The 23,527-nt window shown below is 29.3% G+C and carries 44 protein-coding genes; 4 read left to right on the top strand and 40 right to left on the bottom strand.

Annotated elements, in window-relative coordinates:
* Positions 1-7: 7 nt before the first annotated feature.
* The 9 genes from ABNT65_RS02250 to ABNT65_RS02210 form a co-directional block, all read right to left on the bottom strand.
* Positions 8-640: a hypothetical protein gene (locus tag ABNT65_RS02250; protein ID WP_348747053.1), complete on the bottom strand. Its 633-nt coding sequence runs from the start codon at positions 638-640 to the stop codon at positions 8-10.
* Positions 641-721: 81 nt separating this feature from the next.
* Positions 722-997, bottom strand: a complete 276-nt coding sequence (locus ABNT65_RS02245) for a hypothetical protein (RefSeq protein ID WP_348747052.1) — start codon at positions 995-997, stop codon at positions 722-724.
* Positions 978-2,357: a phage portal protein gene (locus tag ABNT65_RS02240; RefSeq protein WP_348747051.1), complete on the bottom strand. Its 1,380-nt coding sequence runs from the start codon at positions 2,355-2,357 to the stop codon at positions 978-980. Before ABNT65_RS02240 ends, ABNT65_RS02245 begins: the two co-directional genes overlap by 20 nt.
* 3 nt (positions 2,358-2,360) lie before the next feature.
* A complete protein-coding gene (locus ABNT65_RS02235; RefSeq protein ID WP_348747050.1) occupies positions 2,361-3,881 on the bottom strand; it encodes a terminase large subunit domain-containing protein in 1,521 nt (506 codons plus the stop codon).
* Positions 3,882-4,391 (bottom strand): terminase small subunit, encoded by a 510-nt coding sequence (locus tag ABNT65_RS02230; RefSeq protein ID WP_348747049.1) that lies wholly within the window; start codon positions 4,389-4,391, stop codon positions 3,882-3,884. It lies immediately after the preceding gene.
* On the bottom strand, positions 4,392-4,574 hold the full coding sequence (locus tag ABNT65_RS02225) for a hypothetical protein (RefSeq protein ID WP_348747048.1): 183 nt from the start codon (positions 4,572-4,574) through the stop codon (positions 4,392-4,394).
* A 12-nt stretch (positions 4,575-4,586) separates the two neighbouring features.
* Positions 4,587-5,003 carry a hypothetical protein gene (locus tag ABNT65_RS02220; protein ID WP_348747047.1) on the bottom strand — a complete coding sequence of 139 codons (417 nt, stop codon included), beginning with the start codon at positions 5,001-5,003 and terminating at the stop codon, positions 4,587-4,589.
* A gap of 281 nt (positions 5,004-5,284) precedes the next feature.
* The gene (locus ABNT65_RS02215; protein ID WP_348747046.1) at positions 5,285-6,964 is read right to left on the bottom strand and encodes a pentapeptide repeat-containing protein; all 1,680 of its coding nucleotides are present in this window, start codon (positions 6,962-6,964) and stop codon (positions 5,285-5,287) included.
* A gap of 149 nt (positions 6,965-7,113) precedes the next feature.
* Complete coding sequence (locus ABNT65_RS02210; RefSeq protein ID WP_348747045.1) at positions 7,114-7,503, bottom strand: hypothetical protein; 390 nt, start codon at positions 7,501-7,503, stop codon at positions 7,114-7,116.
* 133 nt (positions 7,504-7,636) lie between these two features.
* Here ABNT65_RS02210 and ABNT65_RS02205 point away from each other — a divergent pair, with 133 nt between their 5' ends.
* Positions 7,637-7,819 carry a hypothetical protein gene (locus tag ABNT65_RS02205; RefSeq protein WP_348747044.1) on the top strand — a complete coding sequence of 61 codons (183 nt, stop codon included), beginning with the start codon at positions 7,637-7,639 and terminating at the stop codon, positions 7,817-7,819.
* 9 nt (positions 7,820-7,828) lie between these two features.
* Here the strand turns inward: ABNT65_RS02205 and ABNT65_RS02200 are convergent, their stop codons facing one another.
* The 30 genes from ABNT65_RS02200 to ABNT65_RS02055 all read right to left on the bottom strand — a co-directional run bounded on the left by ABNT65_RS02200 (position 7,829) and on the right by ABNT65_RS02055 (position 21,272).
* Positions 7,829-8,158: a hypothetical protein gene (locus ABNT65_RS02200; protein WP_348747043.1), complete on the bottom strand. Its 330-nt coding sequence runs from the start codon at positions 8,156-8,158 to the stop codon at positions 7,829-7,831.
* 244 nt (positions 8,159-8,402) lie between these two features.
* A complete protein-coding gene (locus ABNT65_RS02195; RefSeq protein WP_348747042.1) occupies positions 8,403-8,624 on the bottom strand; it encodes a hypothetical protein in 222 nt (73 codons plus the stop codon).
* A 5-nt stretch (positions 8,625-8,629) separates the two neighbouring features.
* Positions 8,630-8,791, bottom strand: coding sequence for a hypothetical protein (locus ABNT65_RS02190; RefSeq protein ID WP_348747041.1), 162 nt, complete (start codon positions 8,789-8,791; stop codon positions 8,630-8,632).
* 79 nt (positions 8,792-8,870) lie between these two features.
* Positions 8,871-9,623, bottom strand: a complete 753-nt coding sequence (locus tag ABNT65_RS02185; RefSeq protein ID WP_348747040.1) for a DNA (cytosine-5-)-methyltransferase — start codon at positions 9,621-9,623, stop codon at positions 8,871-8,873.
* Positions 9,624-9,642: 19 nt separating this feature from the next.
* Positions 9,643-9,846, bottom strand: a complete 204-nt coding sequence (locus ABNT65_RS02180) for a hypothetical protein (protein ID WP_348738441.1) — start codon at positions 9,844-9,846, stop codon at positions 9,643-9,645.
* Between the two features lie 50 nt (positions 9,847-9,896).
* Positions 9,897-10,226, bottom strand: coding sequence for a hypothetical protein (locus ABNT65_RS02175; RefSeq protein ID WP_348747039.1), 330 nt, complete (start codon positions 10,224-10,226; stop codon positions 9,897-9,899).
* Between the two features lie 49 nt (positions 10,227-10,275).
* On the bottom strand, positions 10,276-10,491 hold the full coding sequence (locus tag ABNT65_RS02170; protein WP_348747038.1) for a hypothetical protein: 216 nt from the start codon (positions 10,489-10,491) through the stop codon (positions 10,276-10,278).
* Positions 10,492-10,504: 13 nt separating this feature from the next.
* Positions 10,505-11,275, bottom strand: coding sequence for a DNA adenine methylase (locus tag ABNT65_RS02165; protein ID WP_348747037.1), 771 nt, complete (start codon positions 11,273-11,275; stop codon positions 10,505-10,507).
* Between the two features lie 252 nt (positions 11,276-11,527).
* On the bottom strand, positions 11,528-11,773 hold the full coding sequence (locus ABNT65_RS02160) for a hypothetical protein (RefSeq protein ID WP_348747036.1): 246 nt from the start codon (positions 11,771-11,773) through the stop codon (positions 11,528-11,530).
* 21 nt (positions 11,774-11,794) lie between these two features.
* Entirely contained in the window at positions 11,795-11,923 is a 129-nt protein-coding gene (locus ABNT65_RS02155) for a hypothetical protein (protein ID WP_348704203.1), read from the bottom strand.
* A 9-nt stretch (positions 11,924-11,932) separates the two neighbouring features.
* Positions 11,933-12,139, bottom strand: coding sequence for a hypothetical protein (locus ABNT65_RS02150; protein ID WP_348704201.1), 207 nt, complete (start codon positions 12,137-12,139; stop codon positions 11,933-11,935).
* Positions 12,140-12,143: 4 nt separating this feature from the next.
* Positions 12,144-12,413 (bottom strand): hypothetical protein, encoded by a 270-nt coding sequence (locus ABNT65_RS02145; RefSeq protein ID WP_348747035.1) that lies wholly within the window; start codon positions 12,411-12,413, stop codon positions 12,144-12,146.
* A gap of 10 nt (positions 12,414-12,423) precedes the next feature.
* The gene (locus tag ABNT65_RS02140; protein WP_348747034.1) at positions 12,424-12,603 is read right to left on the bottom strand and encodes a hypothetical protein; all 180 of its coding nucleotides are present in this window, start codon (positions 12,601-12,603) and stop codon (positions 12,424-12,426) included.
* A gap of 10 nt (positions 12,604-12,613) precedes the next feature.
* On the bottom strand, positions 12,614-12,745 hold the full coding sequence (locus ABNT65_RS02135) for a hypothetical protein (RefSeq protein WP_348747033.1): 132 nt from the start codon (positions 12,743-12,745) through the stop codon (positions 12,614-12,616).
* Positions 12,746-12,857: 112 nt separating this feature from the next.
* Positions 12,858-13,451, bottom strand: a complete 594-nt coding sequence (locus ABNT65_RS02130) for a hypothetical protein (protein ID WP_348747032.1) — start codon at positions 13,449-13,451, stop codon at positions 12,858-12,860.
* Positions 13,452-13,504: 53 nt separating this feature from the next.
* Complete coding sequence (locus tag ABNT65_RS02125; protein WP_348747031.1) at positions 13,505-13,921, bottom strand: hypothetical protein; 417 nt, start codon at positions 13,919-13,921, stop codon at positions 13,505-13,507.
* Positions 13,922-14,104: 183 nt separating this feature from the next.
* Entirely contained in the window at positions 14,105-14,794 is a 690-nt protein-coding gene (locus tag ABNT65_RS02120; RefSeq protein WP_348747030.1) for a hypothetical protein, read from the bottom strand.
* Positions 14,784-15,557: a hypothetical protein gene (locus ABNT65_RS02115; protein WP_348747029.1), complete on the bottom strand. Its 774-nt coding sequence runs from the start codon at positions 15,555-15,557 to the stop codon at positions 14,784-14,786. Before ABNT65_RS02115 ends, ABNT65_RS02120 begins: the two co-directional genes overlap by 11 nt.
* Positions 15,550-15,747 (bottom strand): hypothetical protein, encoded by a 198-nt coding sequence (locus ABNT65_RS02110; protein WP_348747028.1) that lies wholly within the window; start codon positions 15,745-15,747, stop codon positions 15,550-15,552. The genes ABNT65_RS02115 and ABNT65_RS02110 overlap by 8 nt, the downstream gene beginning before the upstream one ends.
* Before the next feature lie 17 nt (positions 15,748-15,764).
* The gene (locus tag ABNT65_RS02105) at positions 15,765-16,070 is read right to left on the bottom strand and encodes a hypothetical protein (protein ID WP_348747027.1); all 306 of its coding nucleotides are present in this window, start codon (positions 16,068-16,070) and stop codon (positions 15,765-15,767) included.
* A gap of 63 nt (positions 16,071-16,133) precedes the next feature.
* The gene (locus ABNT65_RS02100) at positions 16,134-16,481 is read right to left on the bottom strand and encodes a DUF3127 domain-containing protein (protein WP_348747026.1); all 348 of its coding nucleotides are present in this window, start codon (positions 16,479-16,481) and stop codon (positions 16,134-16,136) included.
* Between the two features lie 10 nt (positions 16,482-16,491).
* The gene (locus ABNT65_RS02095) at positions 16,492-17,421 is read right to left on the bottom strand and encodes a PD-(D/E)XK nuclease-like domain-containing protein (RefSeq protein ID WP_348747025.1); all 930 of its coding nucleotides are present in this window, start codon (positions 17,419-17,421) and stop codon (positions 16,492-16,494) included.
* Entirely contained in the window at positions 17,421-17,969 is a 549-nt protein-coding gene (locus ABNT65_RS02090; RefSeq protein WP_348747024.1) for a hypothetical protein, read from the bottom strand. The genes ABNT65_RS02095 and ABNT65_RS02090 overlap by 1 nt, the downstream gene beginning before the upstream one ends.
* A gap of 74 nt (positions 17,970-18,043) precedes the next feature.
* The gene (locus ABNT65_RS02085; protein WP_348747023.1) at positions 18,044-18,286 is read right to left on the bottom strand and encodes a hypothetical protein; all 243 of its coding nucleotides are present in this window, start codon (positions 18,284-18,286) and stop codon (positions 18,044-18,046) included.
* 5 nt (positions 18,287-18,291) lie between these two features.
* Positions 18,292-18,486, bottom strand: a complete 195-nt coding sequence (locus tag ABNT65_RS02080) for a hypothetical protein (RefSeq protein WP_348747022.1) — start codon at positions 18,484-18,486, stop codon at positions 18,292-18,294.
* 4 nt (positions 18,487-18,490) lie between these two features.
* Positions 18,491-19,555, bottom strand: coding sequence for a hypothetical protein (locus tag ABNT65_RS02075; protein WP_348747021.1), 1,065 nt, complete (start codon positions 19,553-19,555; stop codon positions 18,491-18,493).
* Between the two features lie 549 nt (positions 19,556-20,104).
* On the bottom strand, positions 20,105-20,305 hold the full coding sequence (locus tag ABNT65_RS02070) for a hypothetical protein (protein ID WP_348747020.1): 201 nt from the start codon (positions 20,303-20,305) through the stop codon (positions 20,105-20,107).
* 77 nt (positions 20,306-20,382) lie between these two features.
* Positions 20,383-20,619, bottom strand: a complete 237-nt coding sequence (locus ABNT65_RS02065) for a hypothetical protein (protein WP_348747019.1) — start codon at positions 20,617-20,619, stop codon at positions 20,383-20,385.
* A gap of 7 nt (positions 20,620-20,626) precedes the next feature.
* Entirely contained in the window at positions 20,627-20,914 is a 288-nt protein-coding gene (locus ABNT65_RS02060; RefSeq protein WP_348747018.1) for a hypothetical protein, read from the bottom strand.
* 19 nt (positions 20,915-20,933) lie between these two features.
* Positions 20,934-21,272 carry a hypothetical protein gene (locus tag ABNT65_RS02055; RefSeq protein ID WP_348747017.1) on the bottom strand — a complete coding sequence of 113 codons (339 nt, stop codon included), beginning with the start codon at positions 21,270-21,272 and terminating at the stop codon, positions 20,934-20,936.
* A 97-nt stretch (positions 21,273-21,369) separates the two neighbouring features.
* Between ABNT65_RS02055 and ABNT65_RS02050 the strand changes: the two genes are divergently transcribed.
* The 3 genes from ABNT65_RS02050 to ABNT65_RS02040 are packed head-to-tail and all read left to right on the top strand — an operon-like array spanning position 21,370 to position 22,978.
* Positions 21,370-21,789, top strand: coding sequence for a helix-turn-helix transcriptional regulator (locus tag ABNT65_RS02050; RefSeq protein ID WP_348747016.1), 420 nt, complete (start codon positions 21,370-21,372; stop codon positions 21,787-21,789).
* A gap of 33 nt (positions 21,790-21,822) precedes the next feature.
* A complete protein-coding gene (locus ABNT65_RS02045; protein WP_348747015.1) occupies positions 21,823-22,239 on the top strand; it encodes a hypothetical protein in 417 nt (138 codons plus the stop codon).
* Positions 22,240-22,252: 13 nt separating this feature from the next.
* Positions 22,253-22,978 carry a hypothetical protein gene (locus ABNT65_RS02040; protein WP_348747014.1) on the top strand — a complete coding sequence of 242 codons (726 nt, stop codon included), beginning with the start codon at positions 22,253-22,255 and terminating at the stop codon, positions 22,976-22,978.
* Positions 22,979-23,074: 96 nt separating this feature from the next.
* On the opposite strand, the gene ABNT65_RS02035 is transcribed toward ABNT65_RS02040, so the two are convergent.
* Complete coding sequence (locus tag ABNT65_RS02035; protein ID WP_348747013.1) at positions 23,075-23,494, bottom strand: lipocalin family protein; 420 nt, start codon at positions 23,492-23,494, stop codon at positions 23,075-23,077.
* Positions 23,495-23,527: the final 33 nt, after the last annotated feature.

Here is a 23,527-nt window from a genome sequence, read left to right as displayed (position 1 = left end):
TTGAATTTTAATTAATATATTCACTTATTTCATCATCCGTTGGCTCACTATCATTTACTAGATTAGGAAAACCTTTAGAACCTACATTAGTATCTATTATTGATTGTTTAAAACCAGTTGTTTTTTCAATCGCTGTTTTTATTTGATCCTCAATTGAAGTCTCTGATTCTACATTAATAAAAGTTTTAAAGAAGTAATCATCTTCCTTAATTTCTTTTGGAAGCTCTGAATCTTGCCAAGCCTTTTCTGCTTCAGAAAGTTTTGAGTTTTTGGAGTTAGAACTTTTTAGTTCAATTACTTCCTTTTGTAATTCTTTTAATAATAGAATAGTTTCGTCCTCTTCATCTTCCTCTGGATCGTCAATCTCCTCTGATTTTTTACTTTTTGACTTTTTTCTTTTTTGAGTGTTCAATGCTTTTGTTACTCTTCTGTCAAATTCACTCTTTGCATTGGGATTCTCTTTTAAAAAGTCATCAAGTGATTTAGGTTCTTCATCCTTAGTCTTATGAAGTTTTTCTAGTTTATCCAGAACACCTTCAACTTGACTTTCTTCTGTAACGGTTATGAATGCTAAAAGCTCCTTAGGCAGTCCTTTAGCTAAAAGTCCAGCCAAAAGTTTCTTTTTTAATTCCTCGTTCATAAATAATAGTGTTTTAATTAGATAATTAATTGAACACTAAATTATAACCTAGTATTATATAAACGAAGCTTTTAAAGCTTGCTATGTCGTAGTGTTAGTAATTTTTTTTAATATTCTATATATTGTATACTCTGAAACAAATAAATGAAACCTAGATAGTTCAGATACAGCTTTAGATATATTCATATCTGGCTCATTTTTAGGTATCCAATTATCAATATAATATTTAATATATGCTTCTCTATCACTTAATAATCTTTTATCTCTCTGCATTGCGTAATCTTTAAAATCTTTCTTAACTTTTATTGCTTTAATGATATTTTCTTTATTGATATAATTAAGCTGCTTCTCCATCATCAGAACCTCCTTCTTTTTTTATTTTTTCCATTTCATCCTTTACATTATCCACTAACCCTAAATACTCAATAGCTTTTTCTCTAGAAATAATTTTGCCTTCAGTTGCTTTAACTAGCATAACAATTAAATCAGCTAAATCATTAGGTAACGGACTCATAAACTTAACATCATATACCAATCCTTCTAATTGCCCTTTTAAATTTATATCAGTTGCATTCGTAATTCCTGATAATAATACATTCACTATTCTCTGTATATCGGTTTTATTCTTCCCTTCATTTAGTTTTGCTTTAAGAATTGAACCTAAAAACATTAATTCTAATGCAACGCCTGCTACATTACCTATTCCCTTTAATTTATTAAAAGATAGGTTTGGCGTATCTGTCAAAGAAAATATTAAATCCTCTAATGTTTCTTGTTCAAGTTTTATAGACTCAGGAGCATTATCATGGGTTAGAAACTTAGCATCACCATGTATAACTTTACCATCATTAGTTTTTTCCATTTGAGCGTTAATCATTTTACCATCGCTATCTCTATCTGGCATCCCTGACACTTTTCCTACTGTGAATAATAATGGAGAACCTGAATAATTATTAGCAGCTCCTAGCTTAGATAACAAAGATTCATACCTATCAATTAACTCTTTTACATCTTCCCATTCTGGTTCATCCTGAGTTAATACAACGACAGGTATTTTATCAAAGCCATGAACTTCTTGAGAATCTACAGCCCAATCTTTTACTTTTTTGTATTTGTAAATTATTTTTTCATCATAGACCCACAAGTTTAAAACTTCTTTTCCTCTCTCCTTAGTTTTAAACTTCCAACAGAAAAGTATCATACCTCCATAGAAATCAAATACAGGCCAGAACTCTCTTTCTTTGTATCCTAGGACTTTACTTTTTATACTATTCTCTTCACCTTCTTTTTTCTTTATTTGAAATATAATAGCAGATAAAGTTTCACTCCTTTGTAATATTTTAGCTTCTTGTATGTTGGAATCCATTCTATTTTTAACCCAAACATTTTTCAATTTAAGAGTTAAATCATTTTCGATATTAGGCTTTAATTGTGGCGGATTTCCAAACTCAAAAGCAACACTATTTCTAACTATTTTCTTTTGAAAAGAAACAATAGTTCTTATAGCTTTTACTAATTTTGTATTTCCTTTTTCATCTTTAATACTTTTATCTTTTTGTGTTTGTCCTATTTGAGTCTCTCTAATAGTTCTATCTTTCTTAGAATACTCTTTAAAATACTCCTCAATCTTTCCGTAATCCTTTTTAGAATTAGATAAGTCTTTAATATCTTCCTCAGTAATACTACCGTTTTTAACTTTTTTTATTAATTCTTCCATTGATTAAAAGTTTATTCCTAAATCTCCTAATGATTTTGCTTTTGTTTCGAATATTTCACTTTTTGGTCTAACATCAAATATCCTTTTCATCATTTTACTATCTAATAAATCAGGGGATTCTCCATTTAAATATTTTTCTTTCATTTCATTTTTAGGTATTAAAGCAAATGGCTCTTCATCCCTCTTAATTTTCTTTTTTATAGCTTTTCTTTCAAATAACAGTCTTTGCCTTACTGTCATTTTATTATCATACATCTTATTAGCTACTTTGCTAGATATATATTGAGATTCATTTTCCCCATCTAAATAGTAACATTGAGATTTTAAATTTTTGAATTTCCTTCCATCTTTCATTTCAAAAGCTTTACTTGCATTATCAAACGGAATTGAATTAGGTATAAATGCATTATCTCCACCCCCAATAAATGCCCCTACCCCATTAGCATCATAAGTAACTTTAGAATTAGACACTCCGTACCTCTTTTGGAACTCCTTTATAGCATCTATAACATCTTTCCCAGAAGATTTAGCTATGATCTCTATGTCTTCCCACCTATCACCTTCAAAATAAGATACAACTAACTTGTTGCTTCCCGACATAGCTACATCCACAGTAATGCACTTCTTACCTTTCTCAACCCAATCATTAGTAAAATAATCCTTAAAACTATCATAGTTATATACATCTGCTGGATTTACAGAAACTTTCCAGTTTCCATCTAAAAGCTGTATTCTTGTATCTTCATCCTGTGAAGCCAAATTTGCTAAGTACTCTGGATTGACTGAGAGCAACTCTTTATTATCATAAACTGACCCTCCAATAAAAGTTATAGACTTTACAAAACTCTTAGGGCTAACCCCAGAGGCTTTAGAAAGTGGATCAACAAAATAAGAGGCTTTTTCAAGACATTTATCTACAGAATCACCCCAAATCAAATTTTCTCCGTCTTTTACAAAATACCTAATCACACCTTGTCTTTCTGGGATTGGAAACCCATCATCTCCTATCCACCAAGATATTAATTCAGAAACCCAACTATCAGGGTCAGGATTACATGTAGCTCTTACTCCTGGTCTAACTCCACAATTAGACCTATTTCTTGATAACAAATAGAAGAAGGTTTTTTTACTAAAGTGTGTTAACTCATCAAAACCTATAAAAGGTATCTGAGCACCTTGCCAGCCATATATATTCTTCTCATGCTCTAAATGTGTAAACTTAATTTTAGCGCCTTTTGGAAATTTCCACTGTAGCTCTGTTTTATTAGCAATCCCACCAACAAATGGATAAAGCTTATTACTTTCATCCCATAAACCTCCCTGAGCTTTAATTTGAGTTGTAAGCCTTCTAAATATAACAGCACCAAAATCAGGATTATTTATTGACCTTAAAGGATCTAATAATAAAGTAAAAGTTTTTCCAGCTCCAGCTGCTCCACCACCAATAACAATATCAGCTGAACTTGACAAAGCCATCATTTGATACCCTTGCTGTGGTTGTATAACTTTTACCTGTCTTTTCATTTACTCTCTTCCGTTTTCTGGTAACCTAAACATAACAACATTATCATTCTTCTTTTGACTGTTATCCTTCTCATAGAAACCAATATGTTTAGCTATCATTTCCATAGCTTTTTCCTTTGATACAAAATGAAGCTCTATAACCTCTTCTGTTATATCTTCTCCTATTTTCTTTGTTGTCTTTTTGTATTTTGTGATTAGCCTTCTGATTTCTTCTGGTAAGGCTTCTACTCCTGATGGAGTTAATGATATTGTTTGAGTGATATCTGAATAAGCCCAGTTATGAAGTTCTTTCAATACTTCCTGATGTGTAACATCTAATTCCTTTTGTGCTTTTTTGTTTTTAGCTTTTATATACAACTCAACCTCTGGCAAACTCTGGATTTTGCTAAATGAATCGTCTGCTCTTGAGTTATTTGGATAAAACTTTTTGTAAGCTTGTGCACCATTGAATCCGTTATTAAACCATTCGTCAATAATTAATTTATATCTTTCTAAAGTACTCTCTTTCATCTAGTAAATTGTTTTAACAGATGATAACTCTATTTTATAACACTCTGTTTCCCCTTCCTTGTCACTTACCAAATAAGTATATACATTATCTGGTCTTTCAATAACTCCAGTTACAATTCTTGGCTCTTGTAGTTCATCTGTCCTATGGTAAACAGTGTCTCCTGTTTCAAACTCTTTTCCCATATATCTATATACTTACATGCCAAAAACCAACATAGCAGCATCCCTCTTTTCTTGATTTGTCCTACCTTGGTAATTGGTGATTTTATTAAATGTTTCTGCTTTTAATTTACCTTTAGGCTTTACTAATTCAAATTTTATGTTTTTATACTCACAAAACTCTTTTATTAGAATTCCTGTTTGGTGATTCATACCTACATTCTTTGCTATTTTTTCTGACTGAAGTTTACCGTTTGATTTATGCCAATTTGATTTTTTAATTAACCAACCAGCTTCTATCATTACTTTTAAATCTGAAGTTTTATTTAAAGAATACAACTCATTCACTAAATCCCAAAAACAAAGTGTCCTAAGATTTAGATTATTCTTATCCCATACATCAAACCCAGACTTATCTATATCAGGATCTATGCCTACGTAAACTTTTTTCAAAAAATAAAAATGTGTTTGGAATCTCTTTTGCCTTATAGCAAGGACTTTGAATCTAGTTGCCTTTTTGAGAAAAGGACTTTGGAATCGCTACTACAAATATAGTGAATATCTATAGATTATAAAAGTTAAAACAATGATTAATAGATTGGTTGTGATGAATTATATATTATAAAAAACATTAACCAATATTCTATTAATTGTATTATATTTGATGTGTCTTTGGAGACGTCCTCAGACTTTTCTTTTTCATAGCAATTTTCCCACTCTATTTTGAGTGGGTTTTATTTTTTCTTAAATGCTGATAAATTAATCTTATAAATGGAATCTACTTCTATTCCTTCAACACGTCCTTCTTCAGTTTCTTTTTTATAAATACTTGATAATTCATTGAAATAATTAATAATTTCACTTGAAAGTGTTAAAGAATCTTTTATTGATATTTTTTTTATTTTATAAATATTAAATTTTAAATCCTTCTTAGACTTTATATATTCCCCCCAACTATTATCAATTGAATAACTATCTTCAATTACCACCCTATCTTTAACCTTAAAATTTAAAGAATCATCTATAAATTCTGGTAAAATTGAATTTTTAATAAATACTGAATTAAATACACTTGAATCAAATTGACAAATTAATAAATTGCTTGAAAAAATCCTCACATTTTCAAAAACAGAATCGTCAAAATTCGCTCCTACTAATTGACAATATCGAAAAGTGATATCTTTTAAATATGCATTACCGAAATCCGAATTAGCTAAACATGAATAAATAAAATTTGAATTAAAACCTTTCATATCTTTAAAGCTAGCTTCAGTAAAATTAATTCTTCTGAATAAACTTTTTGAAATAAAACTATTTGATAAATTAATCATACTAAAATCTTCATATTTAAAATCATTATATCTAATCCTAGAAGAAAAAGAAGTATTATTTATTTCTGAATATGTAAAATCTGCATTTTTTAAAATTCCTTGCAAATCTACATTTGACTCATTTAAGGCTAGAATTAACTGCCCCCTTTCAGGACTTCTCTTTATTTTTAATAGCTTATTAACGGAATCAATATACCTATAAGGCTTTAATGCTTTAGATAAAGCTATTATCCTTCCATTTAATCTATCGCTTAATTTTACTTTAATTATACTTCCAAAATCTTTATCATAATTAAATTTAAACCTAACTGAAGAAAGGTTTAATACACTATTTCTATTTGGATGTGGAGCGAAGAAAAAAATGTTTTGATCTTTATTAAATGGATATTTCTTATAAATTGAGTCATATATTCCTTGAATATTTTTATTAAACTGTTTTAATAATCTTTTATCATATTGATCCATTTCTTCATCTATTTTATCAAGAACAGAACTTAATTCAAAAACAACAGCTGACCTCCTACTTGATTCAGTTAAACTGTTTTGTGTGTCTATAAGTTTAGTTTGCTTATATATAAGTTCATTTTGTTTTTCTAGATGCTTTACTTGTAGAAAAGTAGCCATGAAAATAGCAAAGCTAATCAAACCTCCTAAAACACTCATTAAGGTACCAAAGGCCATAAATCTTGTCACAAATGCTACAGCTAATTTTAATATCTCAGAAAAAGAATCACTAAGCTTTATTTTAGAAAAAGCTTTTGGTATATCTTCATTTTTATTTTCAGACAGAACAGCCTTTAATATTTGATAAGAGTTGTCTTTTATTTCGTTTGTTAGCTCATTAGTTTTTTCCGATAATATCTCTTGAACCTTTTCTTTTTGTCTATTAACATAATAATTACCAATTATAGCGCCCAATAATAATAAAACTACCAATATTATAAACCCATAAAATATTTTAAGAAGTGAATCAGTATTTACAATAAATACTAGTATTATAGTAATAACAATTCCTATAGCAATACCTCTAATAAATGTTGGATCTATTAGCTTAAGCCATTTTTTAATTTTATTCAAGTACATAATATAGATTGGTTAGTTAGTAACTTTAAATTTATAGAATATTAAATAAAACAACCAATTTTGAATAAACGATTATTAAATCTTTGACAATAAAAAAGAGCTTCAAATTGAAGCTCTCGTGGCAAGTTTTGTAATCAAAAAAAGTTTCCTTATTCTCTTTTCAAAATCGACTTAATTATTTCCAAATCTAAAGGAGTAATTCCAAATTCCCCAGAAGTGATTCTATCTCCATACTCATTCCAAATCTGATCAAATTGAACTCCAATAGACTCGTTTGCATTAAGCTTGTCTTTAAATTTAAAAACGGTACCTCTAACATGATTACATGGATTAGAGTCAACAATTTTTTCATCTACATTATACGATTCAATCTCCTTAAAAATAAGTTTTGCTTGTTCTTCCGCCTTCTCAGAATCTTTAAATCTACTTCCAATAGGATGCTGAGAAGCCCCTACTAGAAGACTCATAGTAAGTCCATAATCATATAGATAGAATTTCCCTTCATCGAACCCTTTTAAAATTTTAATCCAGTCGCTCATTTATAGTCTATATTTTGGTTTAAACCAAAAATAATAAACTTGCCACAATTATATCAAAGAACTTTTCAGTTTTGAAGGTTCTGAAAACCTACTGTTATTTTAGTTTGTTTATATTTGGTTAAAATTTTATACTATGGTTAATATTGGCGACATTGTTACTCACAATGACAGAATTTCAAATACACAACAACAAGTTGAAATCATTAATTATGATAATAATCAAAAAACTGCTGTGGTCAGACCCGAAGGTTCTGTAGATCCAAAGGATAATTTCATATGTCCTCAAAGTGAGTTAACTTTAGAAATTGGTAAGTAATTTTTCATACTACTGTATTTGTGAACGGTAGAAAACACTACCTAGATTAATTTTTATATCTCCTTTTTCTACTAATACAATCAAACCATTAGAATATTTGATTGTTTGATTTATCTGTGAAATTTCAAAACCTTTAAAGTCTGCGCAAAACTGCGGTTTATCACAACCGTACCCATTTACAAACTTTACGTGGTCGTATGTTCTTGGATTCCCTTCTTTATCATAAAGCCTACTTTTTATCCATTCACTTGGCTTTCTAAATTCTTCAGATTTTTCTCCTGTAGCCATTACTTCAAATGGTTCTTTGCTTAATGTTAGAAATAATGTCGTTTTCTCCATAACTACTGTTAATTTAATTTGTCAAATCTTATATCTACATGCTCCCCTATAGTGAAAACTTCGCTTAATATATCTCTAGAAGAAGTCAATTCGATTTGACATTCATCTTTATCATATAGAAGAAAAATAGCCTCAATATCTGTCTCAATAAACTTGTTACTCTTGTATGCTTTAAGACACTCAATGAACAGATCTGCCTTCTTCTTATCCATTTTTGCTATAAGTGTGTTCATGATTCCTACTCTTATTTTATAATTGCTAATTCTTTCACCCAAGACCTTCCTTCTAGGAACATACCCAGATTGAAAAATTTATTCCTCTTTTTGTTAAATATGATTTCGGTACCATCTCGAGATATTTTCACAATCTCAGCTTTAACTGGTTCGTTTTTTAATGTGTGACCAGTTATAATTAAAGTGTCTCCTTGATTAATTTGGTCTATTTGTGTTACTGGTTCTAGTTTCATTTTAATTACAGGTTATTTAAGTTTCCTATTAAGGAATCTAATTCAGTTGAAAGTTTAATCCCTTCTTCTTCTATCTTTCTCATTCCTTCAAAATCACCTTCCGATTCATAATGACTTGCTCCAATAGAAATCCCAGCTATTCTTTCATCTATCATAGCCGAAATCATCGGGTATTTTGTTTCGAATATTTCTTTTAATTCTTCCATAATTGTGTTTTTGCGTTTTTGGGTAGTTGAGTAACTACAATTAGTTTATAATTTGATTATAATGTTCTTTTATGCATTTATATAGGTAACTCGCTATAATTGGTTTAACTGCATTACCCATTGCCTCTATTCTGTTTTTGTCCAGTTCTTTGGAAAACCCATTATCCATTCGTAAACCTGACAAGCTATCTCTGCGCTTAAACCGTTTAATTGGCATTGATAAAGCAATTTGTCCTGGTGTCCGTTTCGGTAATATTTCTCGAAAGCACTGTGTGATTTCATTATTACCAGAGCATCTGATTTGCTTGGGGTAGGCAATAATGTAAATTCGTTCCCTTTTATCGGGCAATCCGAAGTCGAAACCTCGTAAACATCTCCATTCTGCATCATACCCGATTTTGGCAAGGTCGCATAAGACGTATTCAAGACCTCGAACAGCGAGCATTGAGCTGTTTTCAATGAGTATGTACTTAGGTCTAATGTCCCTGCAAATCCTATGCATTTCAATCCATAACCCAGATCGCTCTCCCTTAATTCCTTTTGCTCCTCCATTATGTTGCTGAGCGATTGAAATGTCCTGGCACGGAAATCCTCCACATATAATGTCTGTGTATCCGGGGTTTTTAATTTCTCGTATATCTCCATATTGTTTTGCTTTGGGAAATCTTATGTTTAATAATTTTCTTCTTTCTTCTGATATTTCGCAATTCCAAAGGGTTTCAATTCCTTGCCATTCTGCACCTAATTCAAACCCTCCGGCACCACTGAATAAACTCCCATTTGTTAGTTCCAAAACCTACAGATTATTTAACCTATTCCAAATGAGATTGTAAAATCTTTCCTTCCTTGTCTTTTATTCCTTTGTCTTCTTGAAGAATTTCCAACCAACAATGTGCTTGTTCCAAAAGAGCTAACACATTTGATATTTCTTTTGGATTTTTCAAGTCATCTTTTGCTAAATTCACCTCTCTTATAGCGTCTGTTATTTTTTCTTCTACTTTTAATAATCTTGTCATTTTATTATTCTTTTTATTTCTCGATCACTTAAACAGGCTGATCGATTAACCTACTGTTTTACTGTTTTGTATTGATACTTTAAATCGCACTTAGTGCAACAAACTACTTTACTACCAGATCTTGATTGCTTCAACTTTGCTCCGCATTGGCATCTGTCCTTTAAAAGCTTCTCTTTAATCATTTCATTTACCTTTTGGTTTTTGTTTTGGCGTAACTTTCGTTTATATTCTTTTTCCTTTGCAGTAGCTTCAGGTAAGAGAATAGCTTGCAGTCTTTTATATTCTTTTGTAATCCATGGATCTTCATGATGTAAACCATCACCTATCATTTCACCAAGTTTTATAAATTGATTCCACTCAAATTCGTTTTCTCTTGCCATATTCTAATTATTACAATTATTTTAAAAAGGTTAATAAATCTCTAATTGATTAAGGAACATCATTTATTGTTATTTCTTTATGCTCCTTTCCAAAGACATATCCGTTTTGATAATCCAATACAATATTTTCAAAATGAACTCCAGAAGCATCGTGTTCTCCAAAATCTAGTCCTGGATCGTATTCAACTTTCAAGCAGTTGTTTTTGTCTTTAGTAAAGAAGAATAACTTTCTTCTTTTATGTTCTTCAAATACATGTATTTTCATAATTACACTTATTTTAGAACATTGATAACTGGTCGCTATCATAGTTCGTTATTAAAATTTCGTTTCTTTTATTCTTTATGTTTTGACGCTCCTTTAAATAGATTACATTCATTTTATAATCCGAAGCAAAATCCATTACCGATTCATGATCAAATTCTGACATCGCGCATTTAATTCCGCAATCATTCATTATTTTAAAACAATCCTCAGTATCAGCTGCAGTCCATTTGGGAACTTTGTAGTAATGATCTGTTTCTAAGTAAACAGGATCTAGGTAAACAAAACAATCATTTTTAGGTGTAACTTTCTGATCAAAAGAAACCTTCTGCAGCACTTGTCTAAAATCACAATTGGTAATTTTTGAATTAGATAACATTTCAAAAGTTGGTTCAATTCTCTTGAGTAAATTTCTTTTAGTGTTATCTTTCCCTAACCTTAAAGTATCTCCTTTACCTAAGTATGTAAAATTTGATATTAATAAGAACCTAACAGCTTTCATAACTGGATCTGATTCTGTATTCTTTTTCCAATAATCTAAAAGACCTTCAGAAACTGGGAGTAACTCTATTTGCTTTTTTAGCTCCTCTTTTTGATCAAGAATAACCAAATACAAATTGCTTACATCACTATCAAAATCATTTAATATTGAAAATTTTGGCTTAGGTAAGTAAAAGAAACTACCTCCAGCACCAAAGAATAATTCTATTCTCATTTTATGTACTGGGAAATGCTGATTTAATAAATCTTTCATTTTTCTTTTATTTCCTAATCTTGTTAATACCACTTTATTTTATTGTTTTAATTATATTTATCTCATTAACTAACTTAATTAATACTTATGCCTCATTTTAAAATTAACTTAGAAATTGAAAAACTGGAGACAGTAAAAAGTGTAATTGATAAATTTGAAATCAATTTAGATCATGACTATTTTAGTTCTGAAATCTTATCTTCTGATATGGAAGATCATTTCACTCTAAAACTTTTAGCTAATGTTGACGATCTTAAAAGACTCATAGATCTACTCCCTTTATAACTACTGTTTGTTTGGTGTTTTAGGAATCATCATTATGTGAGTTGGAGCAGTATCAAAATCTGCATCGTAACAATCATGGGAATTATTCCATTTCGCAGAACACCAACCTTTTTCACCTGAATCATTTTGAAAACACACTCGAGTACCTTTTGGGTTAAAATCTTCATCTATCCAGTCAGGATTATAACCTATGATTTCAAAGTCATAATTAGTTTCTATTGATTTATCTATTTTTATCCAGTTCATAATATTCGTTTAATTACAGTTTTAAAGTTCGTTTAATACCCACCTAAGTGAGTATATTTTAGTCATAATAATGTCTTTGTCTGAGCCTTCCTCTAAGAGCTCCTTTTCAAACTCTTTTATTTTAGCCTCTATTTCTTGTTTTGTTTTCATTTGCTACACTTATTTAAGGTTCTTGTTTTTCCATTCATTGAACTTATCTACCCCGTTTTCTAAAACTTTTTCAACTGGTTCAAATGATCCATATTCTACTATTACCGTTGAGTCTGTGTCTTGTTTCATAATATCTAAAGTTCTTAATCCGTTAAACTGATTTAAACTCCAATCAAAACCTAAATCCTCTATTTCTTTTAGTTTTTCTAAATTCATAATCCTACAGGTTTTTTAAATGTTTAATTGCTAATTCTAATATTCTCTTTTTTAATGTGTCTATACCATCAAAAACTTGTTCTTTTCTTTCAAATGAAAAATCAAAAACTTCGTAATGTGTCATTTCACTAGAGTTTATTTTCCATTCGCCAAAATCTTCATTCCAAACAGCATCAAAAAATTCTTTTTGTGATTCGTCAGAAGGAACACCAAGTAAATCATGTGTATTTACTCGAATAGTTATTGTATTTAAAAAAACATCTGCTACTTCCATAACTACTGTATTAATGAATTAATGTATTGAAAGTCATTTTACCTTCTAATGAAGAAACTTTTATGTCTAATTCATGGTTTTCTAGCATTTCAATCTCAATTGTTACTGGTTGATGAGCAACAGATTTAAAATGACTATTTAACTGTTTGGTTAGCTTTTTAGCTGCTTTGCTACTAATTATTAATTTCATTGTTTTCTCTCTATTTATGGTACCTGCTTTTAGGTTTCGTTATTTCTTTTTGACTTAATCTTTTAAGAGTTTCACCTATTTGTTTAAACGAAATACCTGCTCTTTTTCCAATTTCTTTAATTTGCTCTGTATTAAATTTCATTAATCACTACTTAAGTTTTATAATATCCATAGGATATATCCTGTTAAAAATGTACTAACTACCCCAAGCACAAACCCAAGCGCTATGTATTTTAGTTTTTTCATGATTATTATTATTTATTTGGTTTATACTTGCATTTTCCTTTGTGAGCATTTAAGGCATTCTTACTGTTGAAAGGCTCTTCACAATACTCACATGTATGTTCCTTTAATTCCGCTAATTTTCGCTCTAATTTGATTACCTCTTGTTTCTTCTCGCTAAACTCTTGCTCTATTTCTCTAAAGCTTTGCTTTAGTTTAGCTTTCTCTTCCTTTAATTTTGCTACAAAAACATTGATTAATTGATACCCTACAAATGCCATAAATAGACTTATAAACACAACTGTAAATACTTCTTTAAATCCGCTTGAATTAAATACATCAAACACTAATAATAGAATTATGGAATCCATTACAGATATTACATAAGGAACTTTTTTGTTCACTTCATGTATTGAGACAAATAATAATATTGAAGATATTGCTACACCTGTAAAAAATGAAGTTGTAAACCTTAATTCTATACTAGGTATTCTTTCTGTTAATAGCGAATTGAAAAGAACTGTAAGCTTAAAAGCATATCCAAATATGTACATCAATACTGTTAAGGAAATAGCCCTTAAACTTGTAATTTTTTCCTCTAAAGAATATTTATCTTTTCGTATCATTTAAACCCTGTTTTATTAAAAAATTATTTGAAACAGTTATTTAGAATTTGATTTTAAATACTAGTATTAAGCTTCTTATAACTCAAATAATGCGATACTTTATACCCATTCATGTAACATTTTACTTCCCCAACCAACGGGTCTAAAAAAACATCATCAACTTTTAAAACATAATGACCTCCTCCACAAGGTTTCTTAAACCTTATTATGCTTTCGTTTGGGATTTCTTCTAAATTAAAATCCCCATAAGACACCACTGCTTTGTAATTGTTTTTATTTAAAAACTCCTGTAAATCAGTGTAAATATTTGTTGTGTATTCCTTGCCTATCTCTTTGCATATTTGGTCAATAGACTTACCTGTTATCATAGACAAACAAGATTGCCCACATTTTTTAGATAAGTATGGTTGACATTTATATTCAACACTATAAACTGGTTTATGTATAACTTTTATATTGTTTGGCTGCATTGTATATTAGATTTAAATTTTATTAGCTTTCCATGAATACCGTCATGGATGGTTATTTGATTTTTTATATAGAGATCATTTAACTCTTTTTTTATTTTATTCCTTTCCCCTGGTAGGTCAGATACATATAAACCACAATGTCCACCAGACAAATTATGTTTCTCTATCAAAAGCAATAGAATATTACTTTTCATGCCTAAAACTATCTCCCTTCCAAATAATGATATTACACATTTCAGGAAGTCTATCTCCTATTCTTGCACCGTATCTCTCTGCAATTTCTAGAGGAGTTAAATTTGTTGTAATAAAAGTCAAAGCATTGTTTCTGTACCTCTCAAAAAGTACTTGCTCCATCAATTCATAAGCATTAAAAGCTTTTGGTTCAACACCTAAATCATCTATGTATAACTTAATTTTTTGGAAAGTTGACAAGTTAAACTCCAAGTGTTTTTTCTTAGAACTAGCCATATAAAGACCTACAAAATCCCCACAGCTAATAGATTTAAAATTCATTCTTTTGAATCCTGTCTTCAAATAAAGACTTCTCCCAGCTTCAGAAAGAATTTTAAACAAAATAGACTTTCCAACACCTAAATCTCCTGAGACTAATAGCCCTTTAGAAAGTGAAGGGTTATTTTTTATTACACCAAACTCATTAAAATCATCATAACCAGAAAAATACCTCAAAATCGTTAATACAATTTTTCTATTATCCTCATTAAATTCAAATGCGCATTTGCTTTCTTGATTAAAACTTTCTGCTTCTATATTTCGGTTTGCTGCTAACTGGAACTCCTTCCATAAAAACTTTTTGTTTATTATTTCTACATCCTCCTTAGATTTCATCATTTTTTCAAATTCGTTAACCTCCATAAGCTGCTAATTTTTCGTTTAATTTTTTGTTTTTTAACGACATAACACTTTCACCTCTTTCACTTTCTTTGAGCTTTTTTAACTTATCTTGCCAATCAACTTCCATCCAACATGCCTGATAACTCCACCAACCATGTATTTTTTCCTTTGATTCTTTTTTGAACTCAATGTAAGCCTCTGTTTGAATTTTAAAGTTTTCGAATTTTTCAGTTTTTTCTAAACCTCTAAAAAATCCGCTGGCTTTAATTTTTTGATCTTCGGTTTTTAAAGAAAAAAAATCATAAAGCATATTTTTAAAATCTTCCTCACCCTTTGTTTGTTGTTTATTGTTTATTGTTTTATTGTTTATTTGTTTTATTATAGTGGCATTGAGTTTGTCTGTGCCTGGGCTTTGCTTTAACTCTTGCTTTGGTTCTTGGTTTAACAGTGCTTTGTCCAGTGCTTTGGTGTCTGCTTGAGTATCTGCTTTGGTATTTTTTACCAAAGCAACTATATTGGCTGTATGTTGATTTTTACTTTCTTGATACATAATTAAAAACCCCCACTCTACAAGATTTAAAAGAGCTTTTTTATATGTTTTAGGTGATTTTACACCTATGCCTTCCATACTTCTATAAGTGCATAATGAAAACTTCTCCTTCCATCCTAACCTGTTACAGGTATCAATAGCAATGAAATATATTGCAGTATGAATAGGCTTTACTAAATCAGGATTTTCAAAAGAAAAATTAAACCACTTCCTACTTAAATCGTAACTATTCATAATTATCATTAGTTTTAAATAAATTTACATTTATAGCCATATCAAGTAATCTTAATGTAGTTTTTATTGGTATAACCACTTCATTCTCTATTTTTAAATAATCATCCTTGTTATAAGCTAATAGACATAAAGATTGAGCGTGCTCAGCTTCTTTTAACCTTTCTTTCATTATGTCTATTGGGTAAGTCATAAAAGGAAATCATTTTACTAAGCTATTTTGCTTTTAAACTTTAAATTAGTTCCGTCTTTCTCTTGGTGACACTCCCTACATCTTATGGTTATATTATTAACATCAAAAGCCTTTTCAACTCTTCCGTTTTCCTTACAACTCTTTACACTTTCATCATGTGAACAGTCTAAAAAAGTTCCATTAGAAACCCCACATTCTTCACAAAAATTATAGCCTTTATCGTCAAATTGTTGCCTTAGTTTTTCTCCTTTAGCTTTTCTTATCAATCTTTCAATAACAGACTGTTTTAAGCGAGTTCCGTCTGAAGTGCTGTAAGTATTCATTATTATTTTTCGTCGTTGAAATAAACCTTGTAGAATTTCATTATTGAGCAAATATTTTGCTTATTAAAAAGGTAAATCGTCTGGTTCACATTGAGTTAAATCTGTAATAGCTTGGTTTGCTAATTTTTCTGTATTATTTATACTTTCGATCTTCCATCCCTGTACAGAATTAAAATACTTTGCTTCTCCTTGTGGATTAATCCATTCTCTACCTCTAAGATTTATTGAAATACATACATTTTGATTTATTTCGTAATCTTCTAATAGACTACATTTATCCTGTACAAATTCTATCATTATTGTTTGTGGATACTGTTCATCAGTGTTTATAACTAATTCTCTTTTTCTAAAACTGTTATCTCCATAAGTTCTAATTAGACCTATATTTTTTATAAAACCTCTTAATTCCATTTCTAAAAATTTAACTATCTATTTTATCATGAATCCCCATATTGTTCTTATAATAGAATGGGAAGCTTACTGTACGTATTCCGTTATCTTTGAAAGGGTCATAACTTAAAAACAATTCCTTATCATAAGCTCTCTTTATCTCTTCTAACTTAAACCTATATGCATCTAAAAAACTTTCTACATCTGAAGAATCAAACTCATAAACTTCAGTATTATATGGTGGATTTTTACAACAGAAAACCCAAAAGTATCTAGCAACTGAAATGCTATCTATTAATCCAGATTGCCATAATCCATCTAATTGCATAATAGCTTGTATAGGATAATTATTATTACAAATAGATTTGATATGCTTGTCTGCTGTAGTGTCCTTATCTGTCTTTAAATCTGTAATAATAGGCACTCCAGTTTCTAAAGATTTCTTCCAAAAATCTGGTCTAGTTTTTAACTTTAATCCAGTGTTTTTACAAGTCCAAAAGATTGTTGTTTGATAATTAGCATTGGTAACTAATGTTTTTGCAGTCTCATGTTTATAAAAACTATTTTTTAGTATTAATAAAATATCTTCACTGTCTGAACCACTTCTTGGTATTATTAGTTTACTTTTATTTTCAGAATAAAAATTCTCTTTCCATTCTTTATTTTTTTTCACCCTGAAATCTTTGTCTTTTACAGGTCTTTCTTTTGGATCAAATACGGATACCTTTTCTTCATATTCATAAAAATCTGTTAAGGATAACTCAAAAGCATTTCCAAAGTCTAAATGATTTTTTCTAATTTTAGGAGTCTCTAAGTAACTTTTAAAGTGAGCAAGCGATTTAAAACACTCCTTTATTGAAGAGGCTGATAAATGAGTTCTATTACCATGATATACCTCTATTGGCATATCATAATATACACCATCTTCTATATTGTTTATATCAATATTTGACCAAATCATTAGACTAATTCTTTTAAAGATTTATTAGATTCTTCTAAATTGAAATTTGGCATATTTTCCATATCAATCTTATTATTACAAAAGTCATAAAGAGCTTGGCCTTTTAACTTTTTAGAACCATCCATTGGTTGGTATTGTTTTTTACCTTTATTATCAGTGTAACTTTTCGCTTTTACATATACTTCACCTAATTCATATGCATCTCTATTCACTCCCCATTTTAAACATGCTCTTTTAAATGCATCTGATGCTTCACCCTTTTGCTTTTCAAATGTAGTTTCTGCTCCAGCTCCACTTTTCCATACCCAATTTCCGTTAATCAACACACCTACCTTACACATTAAAGTTCCTTTGACTTGATAATATTCATCTTGCCAATTTTCCTCTCCTAATGTTTTATCTAAATGATTTTGTACATCCCTAGCATCTACATATGGTACTAAAGAAACCCATTCAATATTACTTTTATCTGAAAACCCTCTTTGAACTCTCCATTTAAAAGGGATAATCTTTTTTAAAGCTTTGATTTTATTTGTTATACTTTCCATAATCTAGTTGTTTTTATGGTTGTTTCAGGTTTGAAATTATCTCCCCCGAAACAACTAGGTTGTTATATTGTTTTTTATTTTATTCTTTCTATTCTCTGGGCAATAATGTTGTTAAAAGTGTTTGTACTATTCTCTCTTGCTTTTGAGTTTATATTTATTATAACTCTATCTCCTTCTTTTAAATGAATACACTGCTTTCTTAATTGCCCTCTTACTTCGACCCACCAAGTATTTTCATTTATCTCTTGCACCTTTACTTTTCTTTTAGGTGGATTACTTTCCACTTTTAACTGTGTTATTACACCTTCTATAATCATGTAGTTTATTTTGGTATTCCAAACCCTATTAAGATTCTATTGCTGTTATAAATAGGGTAATGATATGATCTCTTTTTTCTTGCTAGTTCATAACTGGCTAAATCAGTATGTACATCTGTGCCTTTAATGAATTGAGTTAGTTTCTGTTCAACTCTTTTGGTTACTTCTGTACCATCTTCTTTATATAGTTTTGGTTCCATATAATTAATTGATTTTTAACAATGCTTCTTTCATACTTTCCTTATAACAATCAAATGAAACTATGGTTTCATTTAACCATAGATTAAGACCTTCATCTTTTAACTTTGGAATCTCTGTTGTAAACTTTAATGATTCTATAAATTTTGATATCTTTTCTATATCTGGTTTTAAAGCTTCAGATCTTCGCAACCTATCTTCTTCTATTTTCTTTCTTTTGATCTCTTCCTCTTCCTTACGTTTAGCCTCTTGTTTTACTTTACGTTCCTTTTCTTCTTTTGCCTTTATATCTGATTCAATTTTCGCTATTCGTTTTCTTTCCTGTTCTATAGCAGCTTCTTTTTTTTCTAATTCTGCTGCCCTTTTATTATTCTCAGCATTAATACGTTCTCTTTCTTTTTGTAATCTTTCTTCCTCTTCTTTCTGCTTCGCTTCAAACTCCTCTCTCTCCTTCCTAAACTTCTCATTCTCTAATCTTTGTTTCTCTCTAATCTCTAATTGCTCTTTTTTATCAAAATATAAACCTGTTAATACTTTTACTTTCTCTACAAAATCAAGTTCAAATTCTTCAAAAAATGAAGTATCTATTTGATTTAAATTCTCTAATATTTTACAACTTTTTAAATCCTCGAACCTTAGCTGACTAATAATCAAAGATTTTTCTTTATATATTTCCTGAATAGAGTTTTTAATCTTTTCAATTCTTTCCTTCTCCAACCTTTCTTTTTCAGCTTTTTCTTTAGCCTTTAATTCTTCGTATTTTTTTACTTCTTGTTGCTGTTTCTCTTCATGTGGTAAAGTAATAGCTATTAACTCTTTTGATACTAATGAAACCTTACTTCTAAAGTTTTTTATCTTTGAAGCAATTAGTTTATCTTGATTTTGTATTTCAGTTCTACCAGACACAAGTGATGTTCTTCTTTTTTTTGCTTCTTTATAAGTTTTATTATCTGTTATAGTAATAAAAGGGTTCTTTTTTACAATTTCTTCTTGCTTTTCTCTCCAACCTTGTAGCTCTAGTAAAGAACCTACATTGATATCTTCTATAGTTACTAATTGATTTGTTTCCATTTCTTTTTTTATATTTGATTAGTTATGGATTACTTTATTATTTTCATCCTTTGGATTCTTGGTTTTCTTTTAAGAGAATTTCTCTTTAAAAAGAACCGTTAGTGGTTATCTAGTCTATTATTTAACTTTTTGTTTAGGTTTACCTTTTCCAAGTAAAATATTACCATCATTAAGCTTGTTAAAAACAAGCCTGCAAACAATAAGTATGTTAGCTCTGGACTCTGTATTTTCTCTAAGATTTGTATCATAATTCTTTCTTTTTTTAAAATGGGTGGTCGCAGTTAAAACCACCCAAAAAATCAACTAACCAAACTTAAAAGGGAAAACTGCTTTATTTTTTTTATTAAAAGAGTGGCGGATAGTGATACCACTCTTAGTCAACTATTAAAAAAACCTTATGAAAATTTAAACACATACTATCCTTTGTTTTTAATCTCTTTAAAAGAGTGGTAGACAGCCAAATCCACTCTTGATTATTTATTAAAAGAACTTTACTGTCTTTCTGGTAAAATATCTTGCAAGTCAGCCCCTATTGTGACATTGATATTTTTAACCCAGCCTCTTTAGTAGTTTTGCTTTTTGAGCGTTTGTTAAACCACTTTTTCGAGGTTTTTTTGAGGAATCATCCTCTTCAACAATCCTGTAAGATTTGTTTGAAATATTTTTAAGCATCATGTTACCCTTTTCTACCAAGCTATTACCCTCAGTAATCATTTGATGCGCTATTGCTATTTGCTCTTGAATTGTCATTTTATTCTTGAGGAAGCAGCGAAACCTCAGTTTGTGTGATTTCAAAAAATCATATAGCCTTTACTGCTTTTTAATTTTTATTTATTTTTTTTTAACTCTTCCTGAATCTTGATATAGTTCTGCATAAACATGATAACTTCATCAATCAAATCATCTGGTACACTCCAAAAATTTGCGAACCAATGATTCTTTAAAGTATTTGGGCTTCTACCTATAAAGTCTGCTAAGCTTTGTAAAAACTTAGTTTTGTTATCTATCTTAAGGTATAAGCTCTTTAGATTGTCTTTTTTTGTTGGTACTTTTTTAGTTTCCATTTATTTATTATGCTGCTACTACTTCTAATTCTCCTTTTAAAAGTGTTATTCCCATTTTATGCTCTAGTTCCAGTAAACACTCCCTTATATTTTGCTGAAAGTCTTTAGGGTTACTATACCATCTTTCTACTGAGTAATCAGTTATTTCAAACCACGAATCATCTATAAATTCAGATACAGTTACCTTTACATTGTATTCACAATAAAAACTGCTATATTTTATCCTTGGGCTATTAATCTGGTATTGATTCCCATTTAGTAAATGACCTTTGAAATTGTTTACATTAATTTTCATGATATAGTTGTTTAGTTGATTAAGCTGCTTGATTAAATTCTTCTTTTTCCTCTCCGAATGATTCGGTTACTTTAGAAAGCCTTGCGTATGACTTTCCGAAATCTTCAACAACATTTAAGTAGTGTAATTCTAAAACATGAGCTATGTAGTCTTTTTGCTCATCTGTTAAAGCTATTTCTTCATCTTCTCCGTATAACTCAACATCATACTCACAATCATTTACATTTAAAGTAGCTGTTAATTCAAAATCTATTTCTGAATAGTAAATACTTGTAACCGTTCCCTCTACTTCTACATCTAGTCTATTTACTAAGTTCTTTAACTCCTTATTCGTAATTGTTTGGCTGAAAGTTTGCATAATTTACTATCTTTGTTGTTGTTGATGATACAAATATATATTTAATGAAAGTATTATGCAAGTATTTTGCATTATTTTTCGATAATTTATTGCTTTAATGGATACAATTAGTTCAAGATTATCTTATTTACTTAATAAAAAAGGGCTATCTGCTTACCAATTCTCTTTAAAAATAGATGTAAGTCAGTCTACAATAAGTAGAATACTAAAACAAAACAGCAAGCCTAATGCAAGTACTTTGCATAAAATATGCAGTTTTTTTAATATTTCTGAAGAATGGATTTTAACAGGTGAAAAGGTAAATGATGAAATAAATGATATAAATACTGATATAGATAAACTAACTCCTTCTCAAATAGCTTTTGGAGAAAAAATATTATTAAACCATGAGAAGCAATTCTTTGAAGAAAGTGAATTAGCTAGAAAGTGGCTTGAATTAAAATTAGGACATAAAGAAATTGAAGTATTAAAACGTGTTACTGAAGCTCGTGATAGAAAAAATAAATCAATAAATTAGAAATGACTTTGTAAATAATCTAATTTTTATTGAATGAATTGGCTTAAAGACTATATTACACACAAGAATATCAGTGTTTTACATTTTGAAAAATCTATAGACACAAGAAGTACTATTGATAAAGCAATAAAAAACAATTCTAATCTTAGAAGTGATATTTTAGCGAAAATTATTGAAAGGTATCCAGACATTAACCCCAAATGGTTAGTCACTGGAAAAGGGAATATGTTAAAAAACCTCGATAATGATTTTGAATTTGATTTAGCTCTTGAAGTACCATTTCTTTTAGAGTACTTACTAAAAAGAAAAGATGAGCTATTAGAAGATGAAAGTTTCAGAAACTATATTAAAATGAATATGGCGTATATTGAAACTGATGAAGATAGAGAGAAAAACAAAAAAGCTCTTGAAAAACTAAGGTCTTTCTACAAAGAAAAGCATCAAAAATAGCTATATTGTAATAATGAATACAAACGAAGCTCTATTAAGATTAAAAAAAGCTATAGCGTATTTAAAAGGAAACCAAACTATATCTACACAACAAGATATAGCTAATGCTATGGGCTATAATAAAGGCACTATATCTCAAGCTGTAAACAACAAAAACAATTATTTTACAATAGACTTCGTTAAAAAGTTTGCCCAAGTATTTGATTTAAATGATAAATGGATAATTACTGGTGATGGTGAAATGACTGTTTCAAAAAACACGCTATCTAATAAAAAAACATTTATTAAAATTGGAGATAGAGTCAAGGAAGTTCTAAGTATAAAAAAACTTAATTACAGATCATTATCTATGGAAATTCCTTATTCGGATGTTCAGATAAGAAGAATTTGCTTAAACGAATCTATTCCAAAAGTAGACTTCATACATCATATATGTAAAAAATTCCCTGACATAAATATTGCATGGCTTATAAATGGTAATGGTAGTATGTTTTTAGATCAAAACAATGAACCTTCCTTTTTAAAAGAGTCAAAAGCCAATTATGAAACAAACATAAGTACTGATATAGATAAACTAACATCTAGTCAAATTTCACTTATAGAAGATGCGTTATTAATTCACGAAGAAGAATTGTTAGCTAAAAGCGAAATTGTAAGAAAGTGGATAAATATAAAACTAAAGGAAAAAGAGTTAGAAGTATATAAAAAAGACTTAATAAATGTAAAAAAAGGAATCTAAATAGACTCCTTTTTAATTATCTTTTACCTGCTCATTTATTTTATACTTAAAAGTAAGTTTTTTATCAGGTCTTTGATTGTATTTTCAATCCATACACTATTGTTTTTTATACACTAATACTTCTGGTATTTCAACTTTTACACCATTTTTTATTATGCTATAAGATGAATAAAGCGTTAACAAATTGTTTTTTAATATAAATTCTGGACTACTATCTTTTCCATGAAAGATATACGTAGTATCGTCTTTCTTTTCCCATTTACCACCAAGAACAGTTCCTTCACATTCTGTTTGGTTCTTTTTTTGGTATAAATCATACTTATAAGTGTTATTAGTATAAAATTCCATTCTGCATTTAGCATCACAACTATTTAATATATTTTTTCCATCTTCTGTCATTGATAAAATAGCCCATTTACCTATTAACGGATCAGAAGAGTTAGTATTTAAATTGTCATCTGAATTTGAGCAATTAGCAAATACTATACTTACTATTAAGATTAATAGTTTTTTCATTGATTTAATTTTTAAGTTATTGGTTTATTGATT

The organism is Tenacibaculum sp. 190524A02b (assembly GCF_964036645.1).
Lineage (GTDB): Bacteria > Bacteroidota > Bacteroidia > Flavobacteriales > Flavobacteriaceae > Polaribacter > Polaribacter vairaonense.
This window is presented reverse-complemented; position numbering and strand designations above follow the sequence as displayed.